Source organism: Chryseobacterium cheonjiense (genome assembly GCF_012927265.1).
GTDB classification, from domain to species: Bacteria; Bacteroidota; Bacteroidia; order Flavobacteriales; family Weeksellaceae; genus Chryseobacterium; species Chryseobacterium cheonjiense.
In genome coordinates, this window is record NZ_JABBGF010000001.1 from 670,725 (window position 1) to 692,389 (window position 21,665).

Consider the following 21,665-nt stretch of genomic DNA (forward strand, 5'->3'; position numbering starts at 1 on the left):
TCATACTTCTTATGAACTACCATAAAAAAATATTTCAACTTTTAATATTATTATATAGTGTACTATATTATACCCAATCATACAAAGAGGATGGTTTAAGAGGTGAATTTACCTATCGATTAAGAGCTAAGTTCGATAAACGAACAGACAATCGATATGAAGAATTATTCGCCTTACAGGTAGGAAACAGACGTGCATTTTTTGCAAGTGCTGTATCATTGAAAGGAGATTCGGTAATGCAAAACTCAAGAGTTACGACCAAAAATTATGATGGCAGCATAACTCTTAGCTACAATGACGATGCGGTTATTCCAAAAACAAATTTCAATTTTACGATCATCCAGACCAATGAAAATATACAGTTTTTTGATTCCGCAGGTATGTCATTATTTACCTATAAACAACCTGTAATATCAAACTGGGAGCTTGCAGATGAAACCAAAATAATTAATACCATTATCTGTAAAAAAGCGAAAGTAAAGTTTAAAGGAAGAAACTGGATCGCATGGTATGCTCCGGAAATTCCACTTCCGTACGGTCCAATGAAGTTTAGTGGTTTACCGGGATTAATCATCAAAATAACAGACGAGAAAGAGGATTACGATTTTGAACTGGTAAAATCCTTGTCCGTTTCTCAATTGAAAGGCAAATTTATCAATATTAGAAGAAACAGATATGCCGGAGCTATAGAAACAACACAGGCTAAATTAAAACAAGCGCAAAAAAATGCTGACGACAATGCTGCCGCTGTACTGGCAAGTTACGGAACCACGATTATACATGGGCAGGAAATGTTAAAGGAAAGAGAAAAAGCAAGAGAGGAAAATGAAAAATATAAAAATCCGCTTGAACTAAGCGAGTAAAAAACCGCCTCAACAGAGGCGGTTTATTTTATTCCTTATGATCGTACATTTTGTTGTAAAGATCAATGAATTTCTCTTTAATAGCCTTTCGTTTAAGCTTCAGAGTGGGCGTTAAAAGCCCGGATTCAATGCTCCAAATTTCAGGAGTAAGTTCGATTTTTTTGATTTTCTCCCAGTTTCCGAGATGCTCGTTCGTATTTTCGATTTCTTTTTCAATTCTTTCTTTGAGCTCTTTACTTTTTGCGATCTCCTGAGGCGTTGATCCTACATTCAGGTTGTTTCTCTGGGCCCAGCTTTTGGCAAATTCAAAATCAGGCTGCACCAATGCAGTAGGCATCTTTTCGCCATCACCCACTACCATGATCTGTTCGATAAACTTAGATGCTTTCGCAAGATTTTCAATGGTTTGGGGAGCAATATATTTACCGCCGGAAGTTTTAAACATCTCTTTTTTACGGTCTGTGATCTGAAGAAAACCATCACTGTCAATATGCCCGATGTCACCCGTTTTGAAAAAACCGTCTTCTGTAAAGACTTCTTTCGTCATTTCATCATTTTTAAAATAGCCTTTAAAAATGGAAGGTCCTTTCACTGTGATCTCTCCGTCTTCCTGAATTTTTACCTGAACATTATCCAAAGGGAGACCCACGGTTCCAATTTTCATTTTTCCGAAAGCATTAACGGAAATCACGGGAGAAGTTTCCGTCAGTCCGTAACCTTCCAAAATAGGGATTCCGGCATTCTGAAACATTAGATTCAGACGCGTTGAAAGAGCTGCCGATCCTGAAACCAGGGTGATAATTTCACCACCGAGTCCTTCACGCCATTTTTTAAACACCAATTTATCTGCAATTATCTCCTGTAATCCGGAAGGCTTGGAAACTGTTTTCTTTTTAGAAATAAGATTGAGTGCCCAGAAGAATATTTTTTGCTTCAGACCGCCTGCTGATGAGCCGGTTGCATATATTTTATCATATACTTTTTCTACCAGTCTTGGTACAACACTCATGTAATGAGGCTTTACTTCTTTTACATTTTCGCCCATTTTTTCAATACTCTCTGCAAAATAAATCGAGAAACCATTGTATTGAAAAAGGTAAAAAAGCATTCTTTCAAAAATATGACATATCGGCAAAAAGCTCAGTACCCTTGTATCTTTATAATCAAGGTTATTCTTCTTGGGAATTCTTGGAATGGATCCTAAGACATTGGATACGATATTGTGATGCGTAAGCATAACGCCCTTTGGTCTGCCCGTAGTCCCGGAAGTATAAATAATTGTTGCCAGGTCTTCAGAATTAATTGTATTGGAGAGATCTTCGACCTCAATTTGCGTAGAATCGTCTTCTCCCAAATCAATTACTTCTTTCCAGTTTGCGGCCCCGGTAATATTTTCAAAGGTGAATACACCCTGCAACGACGGAATATTGTGCTTTACTTTGGTTACTTTATTCAAAAGATCCTTATCAGATAAAAAGCAGTATTTGATCTCCGCATTATTGAAGATGAATTCATAATCCTCCGGAGAGATACTCGGATAAACAGGTACCGAAACGACGCCGATTTGTGAAAGTCCTAAGTCCATAATTGCCCACTCGGTACGGGAATTTGTGGTGATAAGGGCTATTTTATCCCCGGGCTTTATGCCAAGCTTTAACAGTCCGCGTGAGATTTTATTGGCCTGATTGATAAACTCCTGAGTAGATGTTTTCTTCCATTGCCCCTGATATTTTGTTACAAACATATCCGCTTTTGGATAGGTTTCTAATGCGTAATGAGGAATATCGAATAATCTTTTTATGGTCATGATGTTAAGTAATTGGTTAAAGGATTTTAAATATAAGCATTTTTTTTAATTGGGGACATGGTGTAGTGAAATTAACAATCAGTAAAGATTGTTCTGAATTATATATTGCTTTATATGTTTTTGAGATAAAATTTTAACAATAATATAATCAATATATTTATTTTTTAAAATCTGTTTAATTGTTGATTTTCAGAATCTAAGACTTAAATTTTAATTCTGTTTTCAGATTTGATCAAAAAGTGTAAATTAGCGACCATCTAATTATTCAATTTTTATGGACTTTAATTTATCGGAAGAACAGCTGATGATTCAGCAGGCAGCAAGGGATTTTGCACAAAACGAATTATTACCTGAAGTAATCGAAAGAGACCGCGACCAGAAGTTTCCTGCAGAACAGGTAAAGAAAATGGGTGAAATGGGGCTTTTGGGGATGATGGTAGATCCTAAATATGGTGGTGCAGGCATGGACAGTGTTTCTTACGTTTTGGCCATGGAAGAGATTGCTAAAATAGATGCTTCTGCAGCCGTAGTAATGTCTGTAAACAACTCATTGGTATGTGCAGGGCTTGAAAAATTTGCTTCTGAAGAACAGAAAGTGAAATATCTTACTCCTCTTGCAAGCGGACAGGTGATCGGGGCGTTTGCTTTATCCGAGCCAGAAGCAGGTTCTGATGCGACTTCACAAAAAACCACTGCAGAAGATAAAGGAGATCATTATTTGCTGAACGGAATTAAAAACTGGATCACCAACGGTGGTACGGCAACATATTATATCGTAATTGCTCAAACGGATCCGGAGAAAAAGCATAAAGGAATCAACGCTTTCATCGTAGAAAGAGGTTGGGAAGGATTTGAGATCGGTCCTAAAGAGGACAAATTAGGAATTAGAGGAAGTGATACTCATTCCTTGATTTTTAATAACGTTAAAATTCCGAAAGAAAACAGAATCGGAGAAGACGGTTTTGGTTTCAATTTTGCGATGGCTGTTCTGAATGGAGGAAGAATCGGTATTGCATCTCAGGCATTGGGTATTGCTGCAGGGGCTTACGAACTGGCATTGAAATATGCTAAAACAAGAAAAGCTTTTAAAACAGAGATCATCAATCACCAGGCAATCGCATTTAAACTGGCAGATATGGCAACCCAGATCACAGCGGCAAGAATGCTTTGCTTTAAAGCGGCAGTAGAAAAAGATGCCGGAAAAGACATTTCTGAAAGCGGTGCAATGGCTAAATTATATGCCTCTCAGGTTGCAATGGATACCACGATAGAAGCGGTACAGATCCACGGAGGATACGGGTATGTGAAAGAATACCACGTAGAAAGAATGATGAGAGACGCAAAAATCACTCAGATTTATGAAGGAACTTCTGAGATTCAGAAGATCGTAATCTCAAGAAGCATTGCAAAGTAATTGCTTAATAATAAAAATGAAATAGTAAAAGGCTCTCAGAAATGGGAGCCTTTTTACTTTCACACGAACCACAAAATATTAATAATATGTTGTTTTAATTATTGTTTTGATTGATTTCTTTAACGTAAGTTAAATTATGAATTTAATTAATTCAACAATACAAAGTTATACATAACAATTATTGAAGAAACGGAATTTCGATTAAAATATTATTAAAAATAAATAATACGCCCGCTTTTGGTTACAAATTTTTATCCGTAGTCTTTCGTTTTTTATAAAAATAATAGCCTATTCCTACGATAAGAAACAATGGCCATAGCGGAAGTATAAACAGGAATATGGAAGTGATAACATTCCAGCCCGAAGATATCGCGGCAAAGGATTGTTCGCCGAAAGTTTTGGGTTCGTCATCTTTTATGTAGGCTCCGTCTTTTCCGTAAAGTGTGATGTCAACTTCACACATGGTATTCTGAACAAAATCCTGTCCGGAAACTTCTATACCTTTATTTTCAACTTCTCCCAGATTAGAACTCAGATCTTCCATCAGATAGTCGAACTTCTGAATCGGAACTCTTATTTTTAAATAAGCGATCTTTTTTTCATTGTTATTTAACGAAATATTTTCACTTCGGATAAATCCGTCGTATTTTGAAACTTCTTCCTTTACAATTTCTTTTGCAGTTTCAGCATCATCAACCGTTACTTCCAAAACTCCTGTTTTTACCAATTTATTTTTAGGAATATTCAGTTCAAAATTTTCATTTTTTGGCTTGTCTTTATAAACAATTTTTGTTTCTTTAATCACTTTCGGAGCCGGAACATTTACCACAATATTGCTTTCTTTTTTTGCCGAATCCTTCTTTTCAGCTTTCGTTTCCAGTTTTACCGATGAAATTTTTTCAGAAAGAGAATCCACCATTTTTGAAGTATTTTCCATATGATCTTTAATTTCATTTCCGGCCTGCTGAAAGTCTTTGATTTTTACATGGGCAGAATCCATTGCAGCATTTGCTTTATCATCAATTGCATTGATTTTTTCAGACGCATCAGAAATAGTGCTGTCTGCCGAACTGATTGTATTTTCCAGCTGTGAAACCGCTTCTCCTTTTTTACACATGATGAATGTTCCCGATACGGCAACAAGTAAGATTAATTTTTTCATACGATTAATTTTTTCGATGAAGTAAAATTAGGAGTGGAATTGTTGTAAAGATTGTAAAAGGTTTGTTTTGAAGATGTAAATTGGTAAAGATTTGATTTTTAGATTTTTGTAAAATTAAAGAATGCTGTTTTACAAAAAACATTTGTCATGAAATTACAGAGGCCTGACATATCTAAACTAAATAGTAATTTATTCATTTCCATTGAAATCTTCTTGCTTACAAATATATAACGTAATGCCATTAATGTTTTTATCAGAGACTTTATAAAGATTGAATTGCCATCCGTTCAAAATCCATGATTCAAAATCCAATTTGTCAGAGGGAATTTTTACATCAACTTTTTCTCCTTTTTCAATGAATGCTTGTCGAATCTCTTTATATTTCTTTTTGAAGTATTTATCACTTTCAATACTATTTTCGTTTTCTATTGGGAAATATTTTTTTTCACTGTTATTAAAGAATTTTGTTTTATCCCATTCAATAAAGATTGCTTTTAATTGATCATCTGTTGTAAATAAATATTCAATATTTTGAGTTAAGAATTCGTTTTCACTTTTTATATAATTAATAGTGTTGATATTTATATTTTTATACTTTTCTGGGTAATAACCATTATGATTAATGTTGTTTCTGTAGAATAAAATGTCAGTACCTTTGGTTGATTCTTCAAACATAGTAACATCTTTCTTCAAAATGTTTTTTCTTTCATATAAATTAGATATCAATTTTGTAATACTATCTGACTTAACATATTGTAGAGTGTCATATATATAATGGACTTTTGTTATATCTATATTTTTATTGGCAACTTCAATAAAACCATCCGAATTATAACCATTCTTGAATCTGAGAAATCTATAATTGCTTTTTGAAGTCCTATATTGATTATACCATTTAAATATATTGTATTTTTCGTTAAATTTATAAACAATATCAACTTGATCTTTATTGATTTTTGTAATGGCAGTTTTATCTTTTAATTGTGTAATATGATATAGCTGATGATCTGTTGGAAATGAAGATAAAAATCTATATTTAAGATTATCATAAACTTTTTCTGAATGATACGAATCATCGCTAATAGAGTCTTTATAAATAAAACTCACGCCCTTGAAGTAATCATAAGAATCAAATATTTTATCATGCTTGTTGACGTAATAATAATTTTGTCCGGAGCTGCACGCTGTGAGATTTTTAGGATCCGAAATTTCAGCGATTGAATTAAAGCTGGTGAGATAAAATTTTCCATCTGCAAAATTGGTATTGGTGCCATTAATGCTTGTAAAATACTGCTTTTTATCTTTTTTATTTATAAACCATGTTGCCTGTCCCCATTCTCCGAAGTCCTTGTACATTACCTGATAGTTTTGATCTTCATAAACAATATCATTTCCTTTAACCGTTTTATTAAATGTATGTGTTATAAAGTCAAGAACATATCTTGTGTTAAACTGATCTACTATGTAGATTTTTCCCTCATATTCAAACAGGTCCAGATAAAAACTGTCGTGTAATTCTTTCGGTAGTTGTTCTGCGTGTAAAATTTTACCCAGAGTATTATAAACAATTAAATATTTTTGAGTTTGCCCAAAATGGTTCATTTGCCTTTCTTCAAAAATTGAATAAAAATCATCATTAAATTTTGTGGATGTCAACATGCTGATTGTTGAAGCAGGCCTGACAATTCCATTTAAATTAATTTTAATTTTGCTTTCCTTAAGGTTAAACTTTTGACTGTAGTTTTTGGAAGAAAATAAAATGCATAAGAAGATTAACAATTGTAAATATTTCATGGTGCCTTTTTAAAGATTTTACAAATATATAATCTAATAAAACAAGTCTAAAATAAAACAAAAAATCCGCAGAAAATTCCGCGGATTAAATATATAAATTAATTATTTTTAATTAAGCATTCCTGAATTCACTGATGAAATGCAGTTTCACATTAGGGAATTTTTCCTGGGTCATATGAATGGTAAACGAAGAATCAGCAAGGAAAACCAATTGATTGTATTTGTCTCTCGCTAAAAATCGCTGTTTTAATCTCGCAAATTCTTTGAACTCTTCAGACTTTTCGTCGGCCTCAACCCAGCACGCTTTGTGCATAGAAAGCGGTTCGTAAGTACATTTTGCACCATATTCATGTTCCAGACGGTACTGGATTACTTCATACTGAAGGGCACCTACTGTTCCGATAATCTTCCTGCCGTTCATTTCCAGCGTAAACAGCTGTGCAACACCTTCATCCATCAGCTGATCGATGCCTTTTGCCAGTTGTTTTGCCTTTAACGGATCGCTGTTATTAATATATCGGAAATGTTCAGGAGAGAAGCTCGGGATTCCTTTGAAATTCAACTTTTCACCACCTGTCAGTGTATCACCGATCCTGAAATTTCCTGTATCATGAAGTCCCACAATATCTCCGGGAAAACTTTCTTCCACCACTTCTTTTTTATCTGCAAAGAATGCATTGGGTGAAGAGAACTTCATTTTTTTACCCTCTCTTACCAGTAGATAATTTTCGTTTCTTTTAAAAGTTCCTGAAACAATTTTCACGAAAGCCAGTCGGTCTCTGTGTTTTGGGTCCATATTCGCATGTATTTTGAACACAAAACCGGTGAACAGATTCTCTTCAGGCTTTACCAGACGCGTATCGCTTTCTTTTGGCTGAGGCATCGGTGCAATATCGATGAAGGCGTCAAGCAATTCACGTACTCCGAAATTATTCAATGCCGAACCGAAGAACACAGGCTGAAGATCCCCTTTCATATAATCTTCACGATTAAATTCGGGATAAACCGATTGTACCAAATCCAGTTCCTCTCTTAAAGTAGCAGCTGCTTTTTCGCCGATTACTTCATCAATAGAAGCATCATTAATATCGTCAAACTTAATAGCTTCACCAACTTTCTGCTTTTTCTCTTCCAGGAACAGCTGGATATTATTTTCCCAGATGTTGTAAATTCCCTGGAAATCACTTCCCATACCAATCGGTAATGAAAGCGGAACAACAGTTAATCCCAGTTTCTGCTCAACCTCGTCTAAAAGGTCAAATGCATCCTTACCCTCACGGTCAAGCTTATTGATGAAAACGAGCATCGGGATGTTTCGCATTCTGCACACCTGTACCAATTTTTCAGTCTGTTCCTCAACTCCCTTTGCAACGTCTATTACAACGATTACCGAGTCTACGGCCGTCAGAGTTCTGTATGTGTCTTCAGCAAAATCCTTGTGTCCCGGAGTATCAAGAATATTGATTTTATGATCTCTGTATTCAAAAGCAAGTACGGAAGTTGCAACGGAGATCCCTCTCTGTCTTTCAATTTCCATGAAGTCGGAGGTAGCTCCCTTTTTTATTTTATTGGATTTTACCGCTCCCGCTTCCTGGATGGCCCCTCCGAAAAGAAGCAGCTTTTCCGTAAGCGTCGTCTTTCCGGCATCGGGGTGAGAAATAATCCCGAAAGTTTTTCTTTTCTCTATTTCTTTGATTAAGTCTGACATATCGTATTTTGAAGTTGCAAAAATCGTAATTTTTAATGGAATCTGAAAATGATTTCATTCAGGAAGAGATCTGTATCTCAAAAAAAGCAGTTGTTTTTTTGTACTTCATTATTCAAACAATAAAGAAACTTCTTAAAAACTTTTATCTTTGTCCGATAAATCTGAGTATAAAGTATGGAAAACAGCAGATATCCGAAGTTTACATTTACATGGATAGGCGGACTTCTATTAGTGGCTGGGATGGTAGTTGGTACCATGGCGGTATCATTTTTTAATATCTTCTGGATGTTTGCCTTCAAAGAAAGTCTGCAGTATAAAGAATGGTTCTTAATGCTTTCCAATGCCGCAGGATTTCTTACCGCTATCGCCTTTTTTGATTTTTTTATCGTAAGACCAAAAACAGGAAAAAAGCTGAATTTCAATTTTTCGCCCACAAATTTCTATACCTATCTTCTGATTTTTCCTATGATGCTCGGAATGATGTTTATTGCAGAATTTATTGCAGCACAAATTCCTACAACAGGTCCTTTTTTCGGAAAATATTATGAATTCTTTACAAAACTGATGGAGCAGCTTACCGATGACCCGGTCGTGATGATCATTACTGCAGTGATATGTGCACCTATCTTTGAGGAAATTGTTTTCCGCGGAATTATTCAGAAAGGCCTCATCAATAAAGGGGTGGAGCCCTGGAAGGCTATTATCTCCGCATCCGTAATTTTCGGTCTGGTTCATGGGAATCCCTGGCAGTTTGTAGGAGCGGTTTTATTGGGATGTGTGCTCGGTGTTGTTTACTATAAAACAAAATCTTTATTGTTGCCGATGCTGCTGCATGGGTTTAATAATTTCTGTTCAACCATATTGATTGCGTATACGAAAAACGAAAGTTTTGCAGATGCTTTTAAAATTCCCGAATGGGTAATACTTACAGTCGGAATTCTGCTTTTTTCCATGTTTTACTACCTGTTTACAAGGAAATATAAAGTGCATTATTCTGAAATTTAAATATAAACTGATTTTTAAATAAAATTAATAAATGAACATGTGTTTCGCATTTGTTTATTTAAATTAAAAAAATAAATATAAACGAATAAGGATATGGAGTTATTGGTAGCCACCCACAACATACACAAAAAAGAAGAGATTCAGCAGATTTTGGGTGATGGTTTTATTGTAAAAAGCCTTACGGACTATGATATACATGAAGAAATTGTGGAAGACGGCGACTCTTTCAATGCCAATGCTTTGATTAAGGCTAAATATTGCTTTGAAAAAACAGGAATTCCAAGCCTTGGAGACGACAGCGGACTGGTTGTAGAGTCTTTGGACGGCAGACCTGGGATTTTTTCAGCACGTTACGCCGGAGACCATGATTTTGCCAGAAATATTGAAAAAGTATTGTCGGAAATGCAGGGTGTAGAAAACAGAAAAGCTTATTTCATCACTGTTTTATGTTACTATGACGAAAACGGAGCAAAATATTTCGACGGAAGAGTGCACGGAAATCTGCTTAATGAAAATAAAGGGTTTAAAGGATTCGGTTACGATCCTATTTTTGTTCCTGAAGGATATAATAAAACCTTTGCAGAAATGGATCCCCAGGATAAAAACAAGATCAGCCACAGAAAACAGGCATTGGATCTGTTTCTGGATTTTCTGAAAGATTAGTTAGGCTGAGGTTACGTAATTTAATTAATATTAAAAACGAGATAAATCTTTTAAATAATTTTTAAAAATAATTGCTTTAGTCTCAATCTTAACCTCAACCTTAATAAAATCTCAACCTCACTCTTACCTAAATTCCGTACATTTGTTTATACAATAAACGATAGATTTGAGTACTTATTTAACGATATTAGGCTTTAATTCAGCAATTCCTACCATCAATTCTTCTCCTACCGCACAACTTCTGGAAATGGAAGAAAGATCTTTTCTTATCGATTGCGGAGAAGGAACACAGGTACAGCTGAGAAAAGCAAAAGCGAAATTTTCACGGATTAATCATATTTTCATTTCCCACCTTCACGGAGATCACTGCTTCGGTTTGCCGGGACTCATTGCTTCTTTCCGTCTTTTGGGAAGAGAAACGCCGCTGCATGTATACGGCCCGAAAGGAATAAAGAAAATGCTGGAAACCATCTTCACCATTACCGAAACCCATCGTGGTTTTGAGGTAGTGTACCATGAGCTTGATAAAGATTATTCCGAAAAAATTTATGAAGATAGCAGGGTAGAGGTGCATACAATTCCTTTAGATCACAGAATTTACTGCAACGGATATCTTTTTAAGGAAAAGCCGAAAGAAAGGCATCTTAATATGCAGGAAATATCCAAATACAATGAGATCGAGACCTGTGATTATCACAATATTAAAGCAGGGAAGGATTTTGTATTAAGCGATGGGTACGTCCTTAAAAATGAAATTCTTACAACGGATCCCGTTCCTCCGGTTTCTTATGCGTTTTGCAGCGATACGCGTTATCTTGAAAATGTAATTCCGGTTATTAAAAATGTGACGGTCCTTTATCATGAATCCACATTTTTGCATGATTTAAAGGAAATGGCAGATTATACAGGCCATACAACCGCGCTAGAAGCGGCAATGATTGCTAAAAAAGCTGAAGTCGGAAAACTGATATTGGGACATTTTTCCAATCGATATGCAGATCTTACGGTTTTCACCGATGAAGCAAGAACTGTTTTTCCCAATACCTTCTTGCCGAAAGCATTGGAGCCTGTGAAAATTTAAAATAAATGATGTTGAAATTTGAAGAATTAAAAATTTTCCTGGATGAAAAAGCAGATCAGTATAATCACCCGGGATTTATAGAAAATGATCCTATACAGATTCCGCACCGATTTACGCTGAAACAGGATATTGAAATAGCTGGTTTCCTGGCAGCTACCATTTCGTGGGGAAACCGCAAAGCAATTATAAAATCTGCGGAGAAAATGCTGGATATTATGGGAAATACACCGTATGATTTTGTTTTGAATCATTCGGAAAAAGACCTGAAATTAATTGAAAATAAAAGCATACACCGTACTTTTAATGGAGAAGATTTTACGTATTTTATTAAACAGTTTAACCGGATTTATAATGAAAATGAAAGTCTTGAAGTTTTATTCAGGCTCAATGAGTCGGAAACCAGTTTCCTGCATTCGGTAGAACGCTTCAGAAGCAGTTTTCTCGGAACTGAAAAGCACAGAAGTCATAAACATGTAAGCTCACCGTATAAAAATTCGTCCACCAAAAGAATAATTATGTTTCTGCGGTGGATGGTACGCAAAGACAAACGTGGTGTAGATTTTGGCATCTGGGAAAATATAGATCAGCGGTATCTTTCCATTCCGCTGGATGTACATACAGGAAATATTTCCAGGAAATTAGGGCTGATTTCAAGAACGCAGAACGACTGGAAAACGGTAGAAGAACTGGATGCTGTCATCAGGAAATTTGATGAAAATGATCCTGCAAAATATGATTTTGCATTGTTTGGGTTAGGGGTTACTAAAGAATTATTATAAAAGCAGTACAATGAAAAAGCATGAAGAAAGAACTGAGGTTTTAGAAAAAATCGCCAACGGAATAACCTGGTGGATAGGCTCTATTCCGTCACTTATTGCACATACGTTGTTTTTTATTATTTCATTCCTGCTTCCTCTGCTGGGGCTTGTGGAATTTGATAAAATGCTTCTCATTCTCACAACGGTAGTATCTCTTGAAGCCATTTACCTTGCCATTTTTATTCAGATGTCGGTAAACAAGAGCCATGAAAAAATTGAAGATATTCAGGAAGATATTGAAGACATCCAGGAAGATATCGAAGAGATCAGCGAGGATATTGAAGAGATCAGTGAGGATATTGAGGAGATTAATGAAGACATCGAAGATATACAGGAGGATATTGAGGAAATCAATGAAGAAGAAGATGAGGACGACCACAGTGAACGTGCAAAAAATGTCATGCTGAAAAGTAATGTAAGCTCAAACAAAAACGAAATCAAAGCGCTGAAGGATAGGATTCAGGAACTTCAGAGTAAAATTGATGAGCTTAAAAATGAATGATAATCCAAGTGAATTTACATAATAACTCTACAAACAAGGCTAATAAAATTTAGTCTTTTTTGTATTATGACAGATATATTATCTGATATGTACTGATTTGGTGAAATAGATTGGCTTTTTTGTTGCAATTATTTCATTTCTTGTTAAATTTTAAGTGAAAAATTATTATTTTTGAACAAACAACAACAAAATGTTAAATTATAGACTGAAAAACTACTTCTTTTTTTTAGTGTTGCTTTTGGTTTCAGGTTCTGTTGCTGCTCAGCAAGCATCAAGAAAAAACGGTAAAGTAAAACTGACTTCAGAAAGTATGAAAGCAGGTGCTTTTATTGATGTCAATGCATCATCATATCCTGCATCTTCTTATAGTATTCAGCAGCTTGTTCAGCAGGTTCTTATCAATGGACAGTCAAGTTGCGCAACTCCAAACGTTACGAATGTTACGTTGAGCCCAAATCAATCTCAAACCGACCCAAACAGATTTTGGGGGTACTTTAATAAAGGCACCACAAACTTTCCCTTTGCAGACGGAATTGTTTTGATGACAGGAGTGGCATCACAGGCGGGAAATACAGCCTATGCAGGAGATATGTCCGGTGTCATCTCTCAAAACGGAGATGCGGATCTTGCTGCCGCTACTGGTACAAACCAAGGCAGTCAGCGTGATGCTGTTGCATTGGAATTTGATTTTGTACCTAATTCCAATCAGGTAAAATTTAATTATTTGTTTGCCTCTGAAGAATATACGGGTACTTTCCCTTGTAGTTATTCTGATGCATTTGCTTTATTAATAAAACCCGTTTCGGGAGGTCCTTACGTAAATTATGCTGTTCTTCCGGGAAATGCAGGACCTGTAAGTGTTACAAATATTCATCCCGCGAATCAGTTTAACGGTAATCCGTTTCCAAGTAATTGTCCGGCTATAAATCCAACCTATTTTGGAGGTTATAATACAACAAGTATTGAGACAAATTTTAACGGGAGAGTAGTTCCTTTAACAGCTGTAGCAACGGTTACTCCGGGAGTAGCTTACCATTTTAAAATGGTGCTGGCAGATTATACGGATAATTCACTAGACTCTGCAGTTTTCTTAGAGGGAGGATCTTTCGATATTGGTATTGGCTTTACAGCAGGGCCGGGAGGACCGGTTTTGCTGAGTACAATCAATATGTGTGACAATACTCCACAGATTTTAACGGCTCAAGTGGTAACATCACCTGGAACAACCTATCAGTGGTTTAAAGATGGAGTTGCTATTGCAGGAGCAACAAATATTAGTTATACAGCAACTCAGCCAGGAGTTTATGGGATACAGGTTACGATTCCGGGAAATCAATGTCCCGGTTCAGCGGAGATTACTATTGTGGGAGGAACAACGCCTCCTGCTCAGGATGCGACCCTGAAGCTTTGTACAACACCTTCCGTTTCCACATTTAATTTGAATGATGCTAGACCTTTGATTACATCATCAACCTCCGCTATTGTTCATTATTATGTAAACCAGGCTGATGCGGTAGCTCAAAACAATAATTTTCTAAATGCAGCTGCCGTAAGCAGTTATAGCGGTACCGACGGACAGGTATTGTATGTTGTTGTTTCCAACGGTGCTTTCTGTAGCAAGATGGTTACATTAACCCTCAGAAAAGAAGCCACACCTGTCGCACAGCTTACCGCAACAAAAGTAAGATTATGCGTAGGAGAATCTACCACTCTTACAGCAGCGAACGGTGCTACCTATGAATGGGTAGGAATGACTGCTACAGGAGCGACAATGACGGTTTCTCCAACTCAGACAACAACCTATTCTGTATATGCTATCGGTGCACAGGGATGTAAATCTTTGCAGCCGGCATCTCTTACCATAGAAGTGGTACCTGCGATTACATCCAATCTTTCAGGAGGAATGATCTGTCAGGGTGACGTGATAACTCTGGATGCAGGATCAGGACCGAACTACACATATTTATGGAATACCGGAGATACATCGCAGACTATTTCTGTAGGAACGCCGGGAGCATATTCTGTAACAATCAATAACGGGGTTTGTTCAAAAGTGTTTACAACACAGGTTATTCAGGCTATTATTCCTGAAATCATTAACGTAAACTACACGGAGAGCGGAACGATGGTTCTTACGGCAAGCAACCCAAGCAACGGAGCATTGGAATATTCTATTGATAACGGTCTTACATGGCAGAACTCCAATACATTCAGCAATGTACCGAGAAATACGGTAATATCCATCAGAGTGAGAGTTAAGAAAACAAGCTGTGTAGGATTCCTTCAGTATTTTACTTTCGTGATGCAGAATGTAATTACACCGAACGGAGACAACATTAACGATATTATTGATTTCCGAGGAGTAAATCAAAACAAAGATTTCAAAGCTTCCATTTTTGACCGCTATGGAAAAGAGGTTTATAAAGAAAGCAGTCTTCAGCCTTATTGGGACGGTTACTTCCAGGGAAAACGCCTGCCTACGGCATCATACTGGTACCAGGTAAGCTTCGAAGATCCTGCAAGTAAAAAACCGGCACTGAAGACGGGATGGATTTTGCTTAAAAACATAGAATAAAAGAAAAAGAATAATTTTTAAATATTCAAAGAAAGACCAATAATTTGTTGGTCTTTTTTTCGTTAATAATATGAATTGAAGATATATTGTAAAATCGGCCTTATTGTATTAATGATAATGTAATTTGGGCTGAATTGATATTCAATCAAAAAAAATAGTATTTTTGTTTAAAATAATATAAAAATGTTAAATAGGAGGACGAAAAATTTACTTTTGGCTTTATTTTTAGTTTTTACGGGATCTTTGCTATTTGCACAGGACAGGCAAAGTAAGGTTTCTGCTAAAAAACCTACAGCTGCAAGTATGAAAGCCGGGGTCTTTATCGATGTGAATGCTGCCGGCTATCCGGAATCAGCCTTTAGTATTACACAATTGGTAAAGGATGTGCTTATCAGTGGTGGTTCCACATGTTCGGCTGCCAATGTAAGCAATGTGGTTGTCTCTCCCAATCTTGCAGTTACCGACCAGAACAGAAGCTGGGGATATTTTAATAAAGCGACCACTAATTTCCCCTTTGCCAAAGGAATTGTTCTTACCACAGGATATGCCAGAAAAACGGGAAATAATTTCCAGGGAACTTTAAGCGATGTGCTGTCTTCCGGAGGAGATACAGATCTTGCAACGGCTTTAAATGTAAATAATACAAACTTAAGAGACGCAACCTATATAGAATTTGATTTTGTACCTGCTTCCACGAAAGTTTCGTTCAGGTATCTGTTTGCTTCCAAAGAATATCAGAGTAACTTTACATGCAGTATTTCAGATGGTTTTGCTTTATTACTGAAAAAAGTAGGAGATCCTACATACACCAATTTAGCGATTCTTCCCAATGGTGATCCTGTGAGTGTTACCAATATTATTCCGGCAAATTTACCTTGCGGCCCTAAAAATGTTCAGTATTTTGCAGGAATTAATAACCCTCAGGTTGAAACCAATTTTGACGGACGTACTATTCCTCTTACGGCAACAGCGACGGTAATTCCGGGGCAGACGTATCATTTTAAAATGGTTCTTGCAGACTATCAGGATTCAAACTTCGATTCGGCTGTTTTTCTTGAAGCGGGATCTTTTGATATTGGAGTTCAGCTTCTCAATCCTGCCGGTGTAGAGCTGCCCTCATCCATAAACGTCTGTGACAATGCGCCGCAGGTTCTTACTGCTTCTGTTCAGGGAGGAGGAGCTACTTATCAGTGGTTGTTAGGAACTACTCCTATCCCGGGAGCAACAGGTTCATCCTATACGGCAACCCAGCCCGGATTATATACCGTTCAGGTTTTTCTACCCGGCAATACGTGCCCCGGAACCGCTTCCGTTACAATTGTTGGAGGAACTTCACCTACCGTACAAAATGCTACTTTAACGGCATGCTATACACAGGGAAATGCAACATTCAACCTTACTTCTGCACAAACTTCAATAAGTACGACACCGGGAGCAACATTTAGTTATTACGTCAATCAGTCGGATGCTTCAGCCGGAAACGGTAATACAATAGCCAATCCTGCAGCATTCCAGAGCGCCGGACAAACAGTATATGTTCTTGTAAAAAACGGATTCTGTTCGAAGGTTGCACAACTGCAGCTTGTGAAGGCACCGCAGATAATTGCTACAATTGCAGCACCATCTATTTTAACATGTACCAATTCGCAAACTACCCTGAATGCTTCAGGTTCCACTTATCCTGCCGGATCTACATTCGCGTGGACAACGACAAATGGAAACATTGTATCCGGCGCCAATACCCTCAATCCGGTGGTAAACACGGCAGGAACTTACACCTTAACAATCTCAAATACTTATCAGCCGGGTAACTTAACTTGTACAGGAACAGCAAACGTTACCGTAACCGGCGACAGTGCTCCGCCAACTACTGTTTTAACGGCTTCTAAAACGCTAATATGCTCCGGCGAATCTGTGACATTAACAGCATCCGGCGGTGTTACCTATAATTGGGTGGGACTTCCGGGAAATGGAAATACTCAGGCTGTTTCACCAACTACCACAACAACGTATACGGTCACAGCAGTTGGGGCCAACGGTTGTGTATCTCAGACTCCTGCAACCATTACCATACAGGTTTCACAACCAATTACAGTTCAGAATGCTACATTGTTTAAATGCTATCAGGCTGGAGGAATCAATTATAACTTAACGGAAGCGCAATCTCAGATTACTTCTGCAACCGGAGTTACATTCTCTTATTATCTGAATCTTGCTGATGCCAATGCAGGAAATACCAATACCATAGCAAATCCCGCCGCATTTAACAGTGCGGGAAATCAGACAATTTATGTTCTGGTGGTAAGCGGAGGATGCAGATATGTTGTGAATTTACAGCTGTTGGCAACTCCTCAAACAACATTAACTATTGCTCAGCCTCAACAGATTACCTGTAATACACCACAGGTAACCCTCAATGCATCTGCGTCTGTAATTCCTACAGGTTCTACCATTGCATGGACGACAACCGGCGGAGGAAATATTGTTTCAGGAGGAAATACATTGACACCTGTTGTAAATGCAGGAGGAGTGTATACATTGACAGTGACTAATGTTAATCAGCCGGGCAATTTAAACTGTTCGTATACGTCGAACGTTACGGTAACACAGAATACCACACTACCTGTGGCAACGTTAACATCAACCGTTCAGCAAATCTGCTCCGGAGAATCGGTGACATTAACAGCATCCGGCGGTGCTACTTATACCTGGGGCAATAATCTTCCGGGAAATGGAAATACGCAGGTCGTTTCTCCTACGAATACTACGGTTTATACGGTTTTTGCTGTAGGTGCCAATGGCTGTGTATCGGCAACCCCGGCTACTGTTACCATTGTGGTTGGTCCGCCTGTGGCCATATTGGCAGCATCAAAATCTAAAATTTGTGTAGGTGAGTCGGTTACATTAACAGCAACAGGTGGCATTACCTATGAATGGGTAGGCCTGCCAGGGAATGGAAGTACTCAGGTTGTATCTCCTACCGCTACAACTATCTATTCTGTTTTTGCTTTGGGTGGAAACGGATGTAGAGTAGCAAATCCTACTTCCATTACCATTGAGGTTGTACCTGCAATTGAATCAACATTGAAGGATGTCTATGCCTGTGCCGGAGATTCCGGAATTCTGGATGCCGGTTCTGGAACAAATTATACCTATCTCTGGAATACAGGAGCCACTACACAGACAATTTCTGTAAATACTCCGGGAACATATTCCGTAACGATAAGTAACGGTACCTGTTCTAAAGTCTATAGTGCGCAGTTGATCAATCCTGCACTTCCTCAGTTTACCAACGTTACATATGATAATCATGTTTTAACAATATCAGCAACCAATCCGACAGGGGGAGCTTTAGAGTATTCTTCAAACGGGGGAGTAACATGGCAGGATTCAAATATCTTTTACAATATGCTGGATAATAATAACTATAATCTTATGGTACGGGTAAAAGATGCGAAGTGCGGAACTACATTATCCTTCTTTACATTTGTCGTAATTAATGCTATTACTCCTAACTCTGATGGTAGAAATGATACCGTAGATTTTACAGGAATAAGCAAGTATAACAATTTTGCAGCCTCTATATTTGACAGATACGGACAGGAAGTATTTAAAGCTGGCAAAAATCAGACAAGCTGGAACGGACTGCTGAGAGGAAGCTTAATACTTCCAACGGCGACATACTGGTATCGTGTACAGTGGGAAAATCCTGCAAGCAGGAAACTTGAGCAACGCAGCGGATGGATTTTGTTAAAAAATAGAAATTAACAGTCATAAATATAATAAACCTCTCAATTTGGGAGGTTTATTTGCTTTTTTGATATAAAAAAGTTAAATATGTGTATATATTTATAAAAAACAATTAAATTTGTTCAAACAACTTATTTATGAAGAGATACTTACTATTGTTTTCCTTATTCGCGGTCTCGTCGTCGAGTCTCTTTTATTCACAGAACATTACAACCAGAAAGCCTCAAAAAGAAAAGGCATCCAGTTTAACAATGAAAGCAGGTGCTTTTATTGATGTAAATGCTGCCGGTTATGCGCCGACGGATTATACTCCGTTGCAGCTGGTAAAAGATGTATTGATTTCTTCAGGAACAAACTCTTGTGTAACGCCAAGTGTATCCAACGTTCAGGTAAGCCCGAACTTACCGGCAAGTAATGTTCAAAGATCCTGGGGTTACTTTCATAAAGGGACCACCAATTTTCCTTTTAAAGATGGTATCGTGCTTACAACAGGCTACGCAAACAAAGCAGGTAACAGTTATAATAGTAGTACTTTAGGAGATGATTTACCTACCGGAAGTGATCCGGATCTTGTAGCGGCTACTAATCCATCCGGAACACTTAACGATGCTGTTATTTTAGAGTTTGATTTTATTCCGACCTCTTCTCAGGTGAAATTTAATTATTTATTTGCATCAGAAGAATACACCGGGTCATTTCCTTGCAGTTTCTCCGATGCTTTTGCTTTACTGTTAAGACCGACAAGTGGAGGTCCTTATGTAAATATGGCAGTATTGCCTGCTCCGGGAACGGGGCCGGTAAGTGTAACGAATATTCACCCACAGAACAGTTTTAGCGGATTTGATATGGGATGCGGAGCTCCGAATGTTTCTTTCTTCGGAGGATATAATACCGCTAATATTGAAACTAACTTTAATGGCAGAACAGTGCCTTTACAGGCTACAGCAACAGTAGTTCCCGGGCAGTCTTACCATTTTAAAATGGTGTTGGCTGATGCTATTGACAGCAGCTATGATTCTGCTGTATTTTTAGAAGGAGGTTCATTTAATATCGGGGTTGAATTATTAGATCCTAATGGAGGAACTTTACCGGAAGAAATTAATGTATGTGACAATGTGCCTCAGGTTATTACAGCTTCTGTAAGTGATCCGAATATGAATTACCAGTGGTTCTTCAACGGAGTTGCAATTCCGGGAGCAACAACGCCTACGATTACTGCTACACAGCCGGGGAACTATGAAATTCAGGTATCATTCCCTGGAAATCCTTGTCCCGGAAAAGCAAATATTAAAATTAACGGAGGAACAACTCCTTCTGCAGTTGATGCATCATTACTGCTTTGTTCCACACCGGATGTGACATGGTTTGATCTGACGGATGCTATGCCGTCTATCAGTACGACTCCGGGTGCGGTATTCCGTTTTTACGTGAATCAGGCTGATGCGATGGCTCAGAATAACAATTATATTCAGGATATTTTACATTATAATGGAAATGACGGACAGATTCTCTACGTTGTTGTTTCTAATGGAGGATTCTGCAGCAAAATGGCAAAATTAACCCTATTGAAAGAAACACGGCCTACGGTAACTTTGGTAGCATCAAAGCTTAAAGTATGCCCAGGCTCAACAGTAGATCTTACCGCTACCGGAGGGGTTACTTACGACTGGGCTAATTTCCAGGGAACCGGCGGTACACAGACGGCAACGGTTTATCATACGACAACATTCTCTGTATATGCTTTAGGCACAAAAGGATGTCAGTCTTCATTACCTGCCACGGTTACGGTAGAAGTGGTACCTGAGATCACGTCCCCACTGACAGATGTGGAAATGTGTCAGGGAGACAGAATTACTCTTGATGCGGGAGCGGGACCTAATTACAGCTATCTGTGGAGTACAGGTGAAATTACACAAACCATCAATGTAGATAACTGGGGTATTTATTCGGTGAAAATCAACAACGGATATTGTGAGAGAACATTCACGGCAGAGGTAATGGGAGCAGCATCTCCATTTGTTTCGAATGTTGATTACAGCAACAGTACATTGACAATTACCGCAGAAGTGCCGATGATCAATAATATTCCTCAGACTGCAGAATATTCTGTTGACGGAGGTATTTCATGGCAGCAGTCTAATGTATTTACGGGAATTCTGGACAATACAACCTATAATATCCAGGTGAGAACAGTAGGAACTCATTGTGTAGGAGCGCTGGAATTCTTTACATTCCAGGTGAGAAATATTATCACTCCGAATGATGACGGTATTAATGATACGCTTGATCTTACTTCCCTTGGAGGCTTCAACAACTTTACAGGATCTATTTACGATCGTTATGGTGCGGAAATGTTCAGATTCTCAAAAGAAAACCCGATCTGGAACGGTACCGTTGGAGGAAAGAAATTGCCTACCGCAACGTACTGGTACAAGTTTAACTTCCAGTATCCGAAATCAAAAACCAATATGAGCCAGTCTGGCTGGATTATGCTCAAAAACAGAGAATAATAAAGTTAGTATT

Annotated in this window: 14 protein-coding genes; 10 read left to right on the plus strand and 4 right to left on the minus strand. The window is 37.7% G+C overall.

Annotation, left to right across the window (positions count from 1 at the left end; translation table 11 throughout):
* Nucleotides 1-11 precede the first annotated feature (11 nt).
* The gene (locus tag HHL20_RS03160; RefSeq protein WP_169229733.1) at nt 12-863 is read left to right on the plus strand and encodes a GLPGLI family protein; all 852 of its coding nucleotides are present in this window, start codon (nt 12-14) and stop codon (nt 861-863) included.
* Between the two features lie 28 nt (nt 864-891).
* Here the strand turns inward: HHL20_RS03160 and HHL20_RS03165 are convergent, their stop codons facing one another.
* Nucleotides 892-2,670, minus strand: a complete 1,779-nt coding sequence (locus tag HHL20_RS03165) for an AMP-dependent synthetase/ligase (protein WP_169229734.1) — start codon at nt 2,668-2,670, stop codon at nt 892-894.
* Nucleotides 2,671-2,944: 274 nt separating this feature from the next.
* Between HHL20_RS03165 and HHL20_RS03170 the strand changes: the two genes are divergently transcribed.
* The gene (locus HHL20_RS03170) at nt 2,945-4,084 is read left to right on the plus strand and encodes an acyl-CoA dehydrogenase (RefSeq protein WP_169229735.1); all 1,140 of its coding nucleotides are present in this window, start codon (nt 2,945-2,947) and stop codon (nt 4,082-4,084) included.
* A gap of 241 nt (nt 4,085-4,325) precedes the next feature.
* Here HHL20_RS03170 and HHL20_RS03175 read toward each other — a convergent pair whose 3' ends face one another.
* The 3 genes from HHL20_RS03175 to HHL20_RS03185 form a co-directional block, all read right to left on the minus strand.
* Entirely contained in the window at nt 4,326-5,246 is a 921-nt protein-coding gene (locus tag HHL20_RS03175) for a DUF4349 domain-containing protein (protein ID WP_169229736.1), read from the minus strand.
* Nucleotides 5,247-5,435: 189 nt separating this feature from the next.
* Nucleotides 5,436-7,040: a hypothetical protein gene (locus HHL20_RS03180; protein ID WP_169229737.1), complete on the minus strand. Its 1,605-nt coding sequence runs from the start codon at nt 7,038-7,040 to the stop codon at nt 5,436-5,438.
* Nucleotides 7,041-7,152: 112 nt separating this feature from the next.
* Nucleotides 7,153-8,748, minus strand: coding sequence for a peptide chain release factor 3 (locus tag HHL20_RS03185; RefSeq protein WP_169229738.1), 1,596 nt, complete (start codon nt 8,746-8,748; stop codon nt 7,153-7,155).
* A 174-nt stretch (nt 8,749-8,922) separates the two neighbouring features.
* Here HHL20_RS03185 and HHL20_RS03190 point away from each other — a divergent pair, with 174 nt between their 5' ends.
* The 8 genes from HHL20_RS03190 (at nt 8,923) to HHL20_RS03225 (ending at nt 21,652) form a co-directional block, all read left to right on the plus strand.
* Nucleotides 8,923-9,753 (plus strand): CPBP family intramembrane glutamic endopeptidase, encoded by an 831-nt coding sequence (locus tag HHL20_RS03190; protein ID WP_169229739.1) that lies wholly within the window; start codon nt 8,923-8,925, stop codon nt 9,751-9,753.
* A gap of 93 nt (nt 9,754-9,846) precedes the next feature.
* Nucleotides 9,847-10,416: an RdgB/HAM1 family non-canonical purine NTP pyrophosphatase gene (gene rdgB / locus HHL20_RS03195; RefSeq protein WP_169229740.1), complete on the plus strand. Its 570-nt coding sequence runs from the start codon at nt 9,847-9,849 to the stop codon at nt 10,414-10,416.
* A 166-nt stretch (nt 10,417-10,582) separates the two neighbouring features.
* Nucleotides 10,583-11,497: a ribonuclease Z gene (locus tag HHL20_RS03200; RefSeq protein ID WP_169229741.1), complete on the plus strand. Its 915-nt coding sequence runs from the start codon at nt 10,583-10,585 to the stop codon at nt 11,495-11,497.
* 8 nt (nt 11,498-11,505) lie between these two features.
* Complete coding sequence (locus tag HHL20_RS03205; RefSeq protein WP_394352915.1) at nt 11,506-12,276, plus strand: TIGR02757 family protein; 771 nt, start codon at nt 11,506-11,508, stop codon at nt 12,274-12,276.
* A gap of 10 nt (nt 12,277-12,286) precedes the next feature.
* On the plus strand, nt 12,287-12,817 hold the full coding sequence (locus tag HHL20_RS03210; RefSeq protein ID WP_169229742.1) for a DUF1003 domain-containing protein: 531 nt from the start codon (nt 12,287-12,289) through the stop codon (nt 12,815-12,817).
* A gap of 190 nt (nt 12,818-13,007) precedes the next feature.
* A complete protein-coding gene (locus HHL20_RS03215) occupies nt 13,008-15,392 on the plus strand; it encodes a choice-of-anchor L domain-containing protein (protein ID WP_169229743.1) in 2,385 nt (794 codons plus the stop codon).
* A gap of 183 nt (nt 15,393-15,575) precedes the next feature.
* On the plus strand, nt 15,576-19,160 hold the full coding sequence (locus HHL20_RS03220) for a choice-of-anchor L domain-containing protein (protein ID WP_169229744.1): 3,585 nt from the start codon (nt 15,576-15,578) through the stop codon (nt 19,158-19,160).
* Nucleotides 19,161-19,279: 119 nt separating this feature from the next.
* Nucleotides 19,280-21,652 carry a choice-of-anchor L domain-containing protein gene (locus HHL20_RS03225; RefSeq protein ID WP_169229745.1) on the plus strand — a complete coding sequence of 791 codons (2,373 nt, stop codon included), beginning with the start codon at nt 19,280-19,282 and terminating at the stop codon, nt 21,650-21,652.
* Nucleotides 21,653-21,665 lie beyond the last annotated feature (13 nt).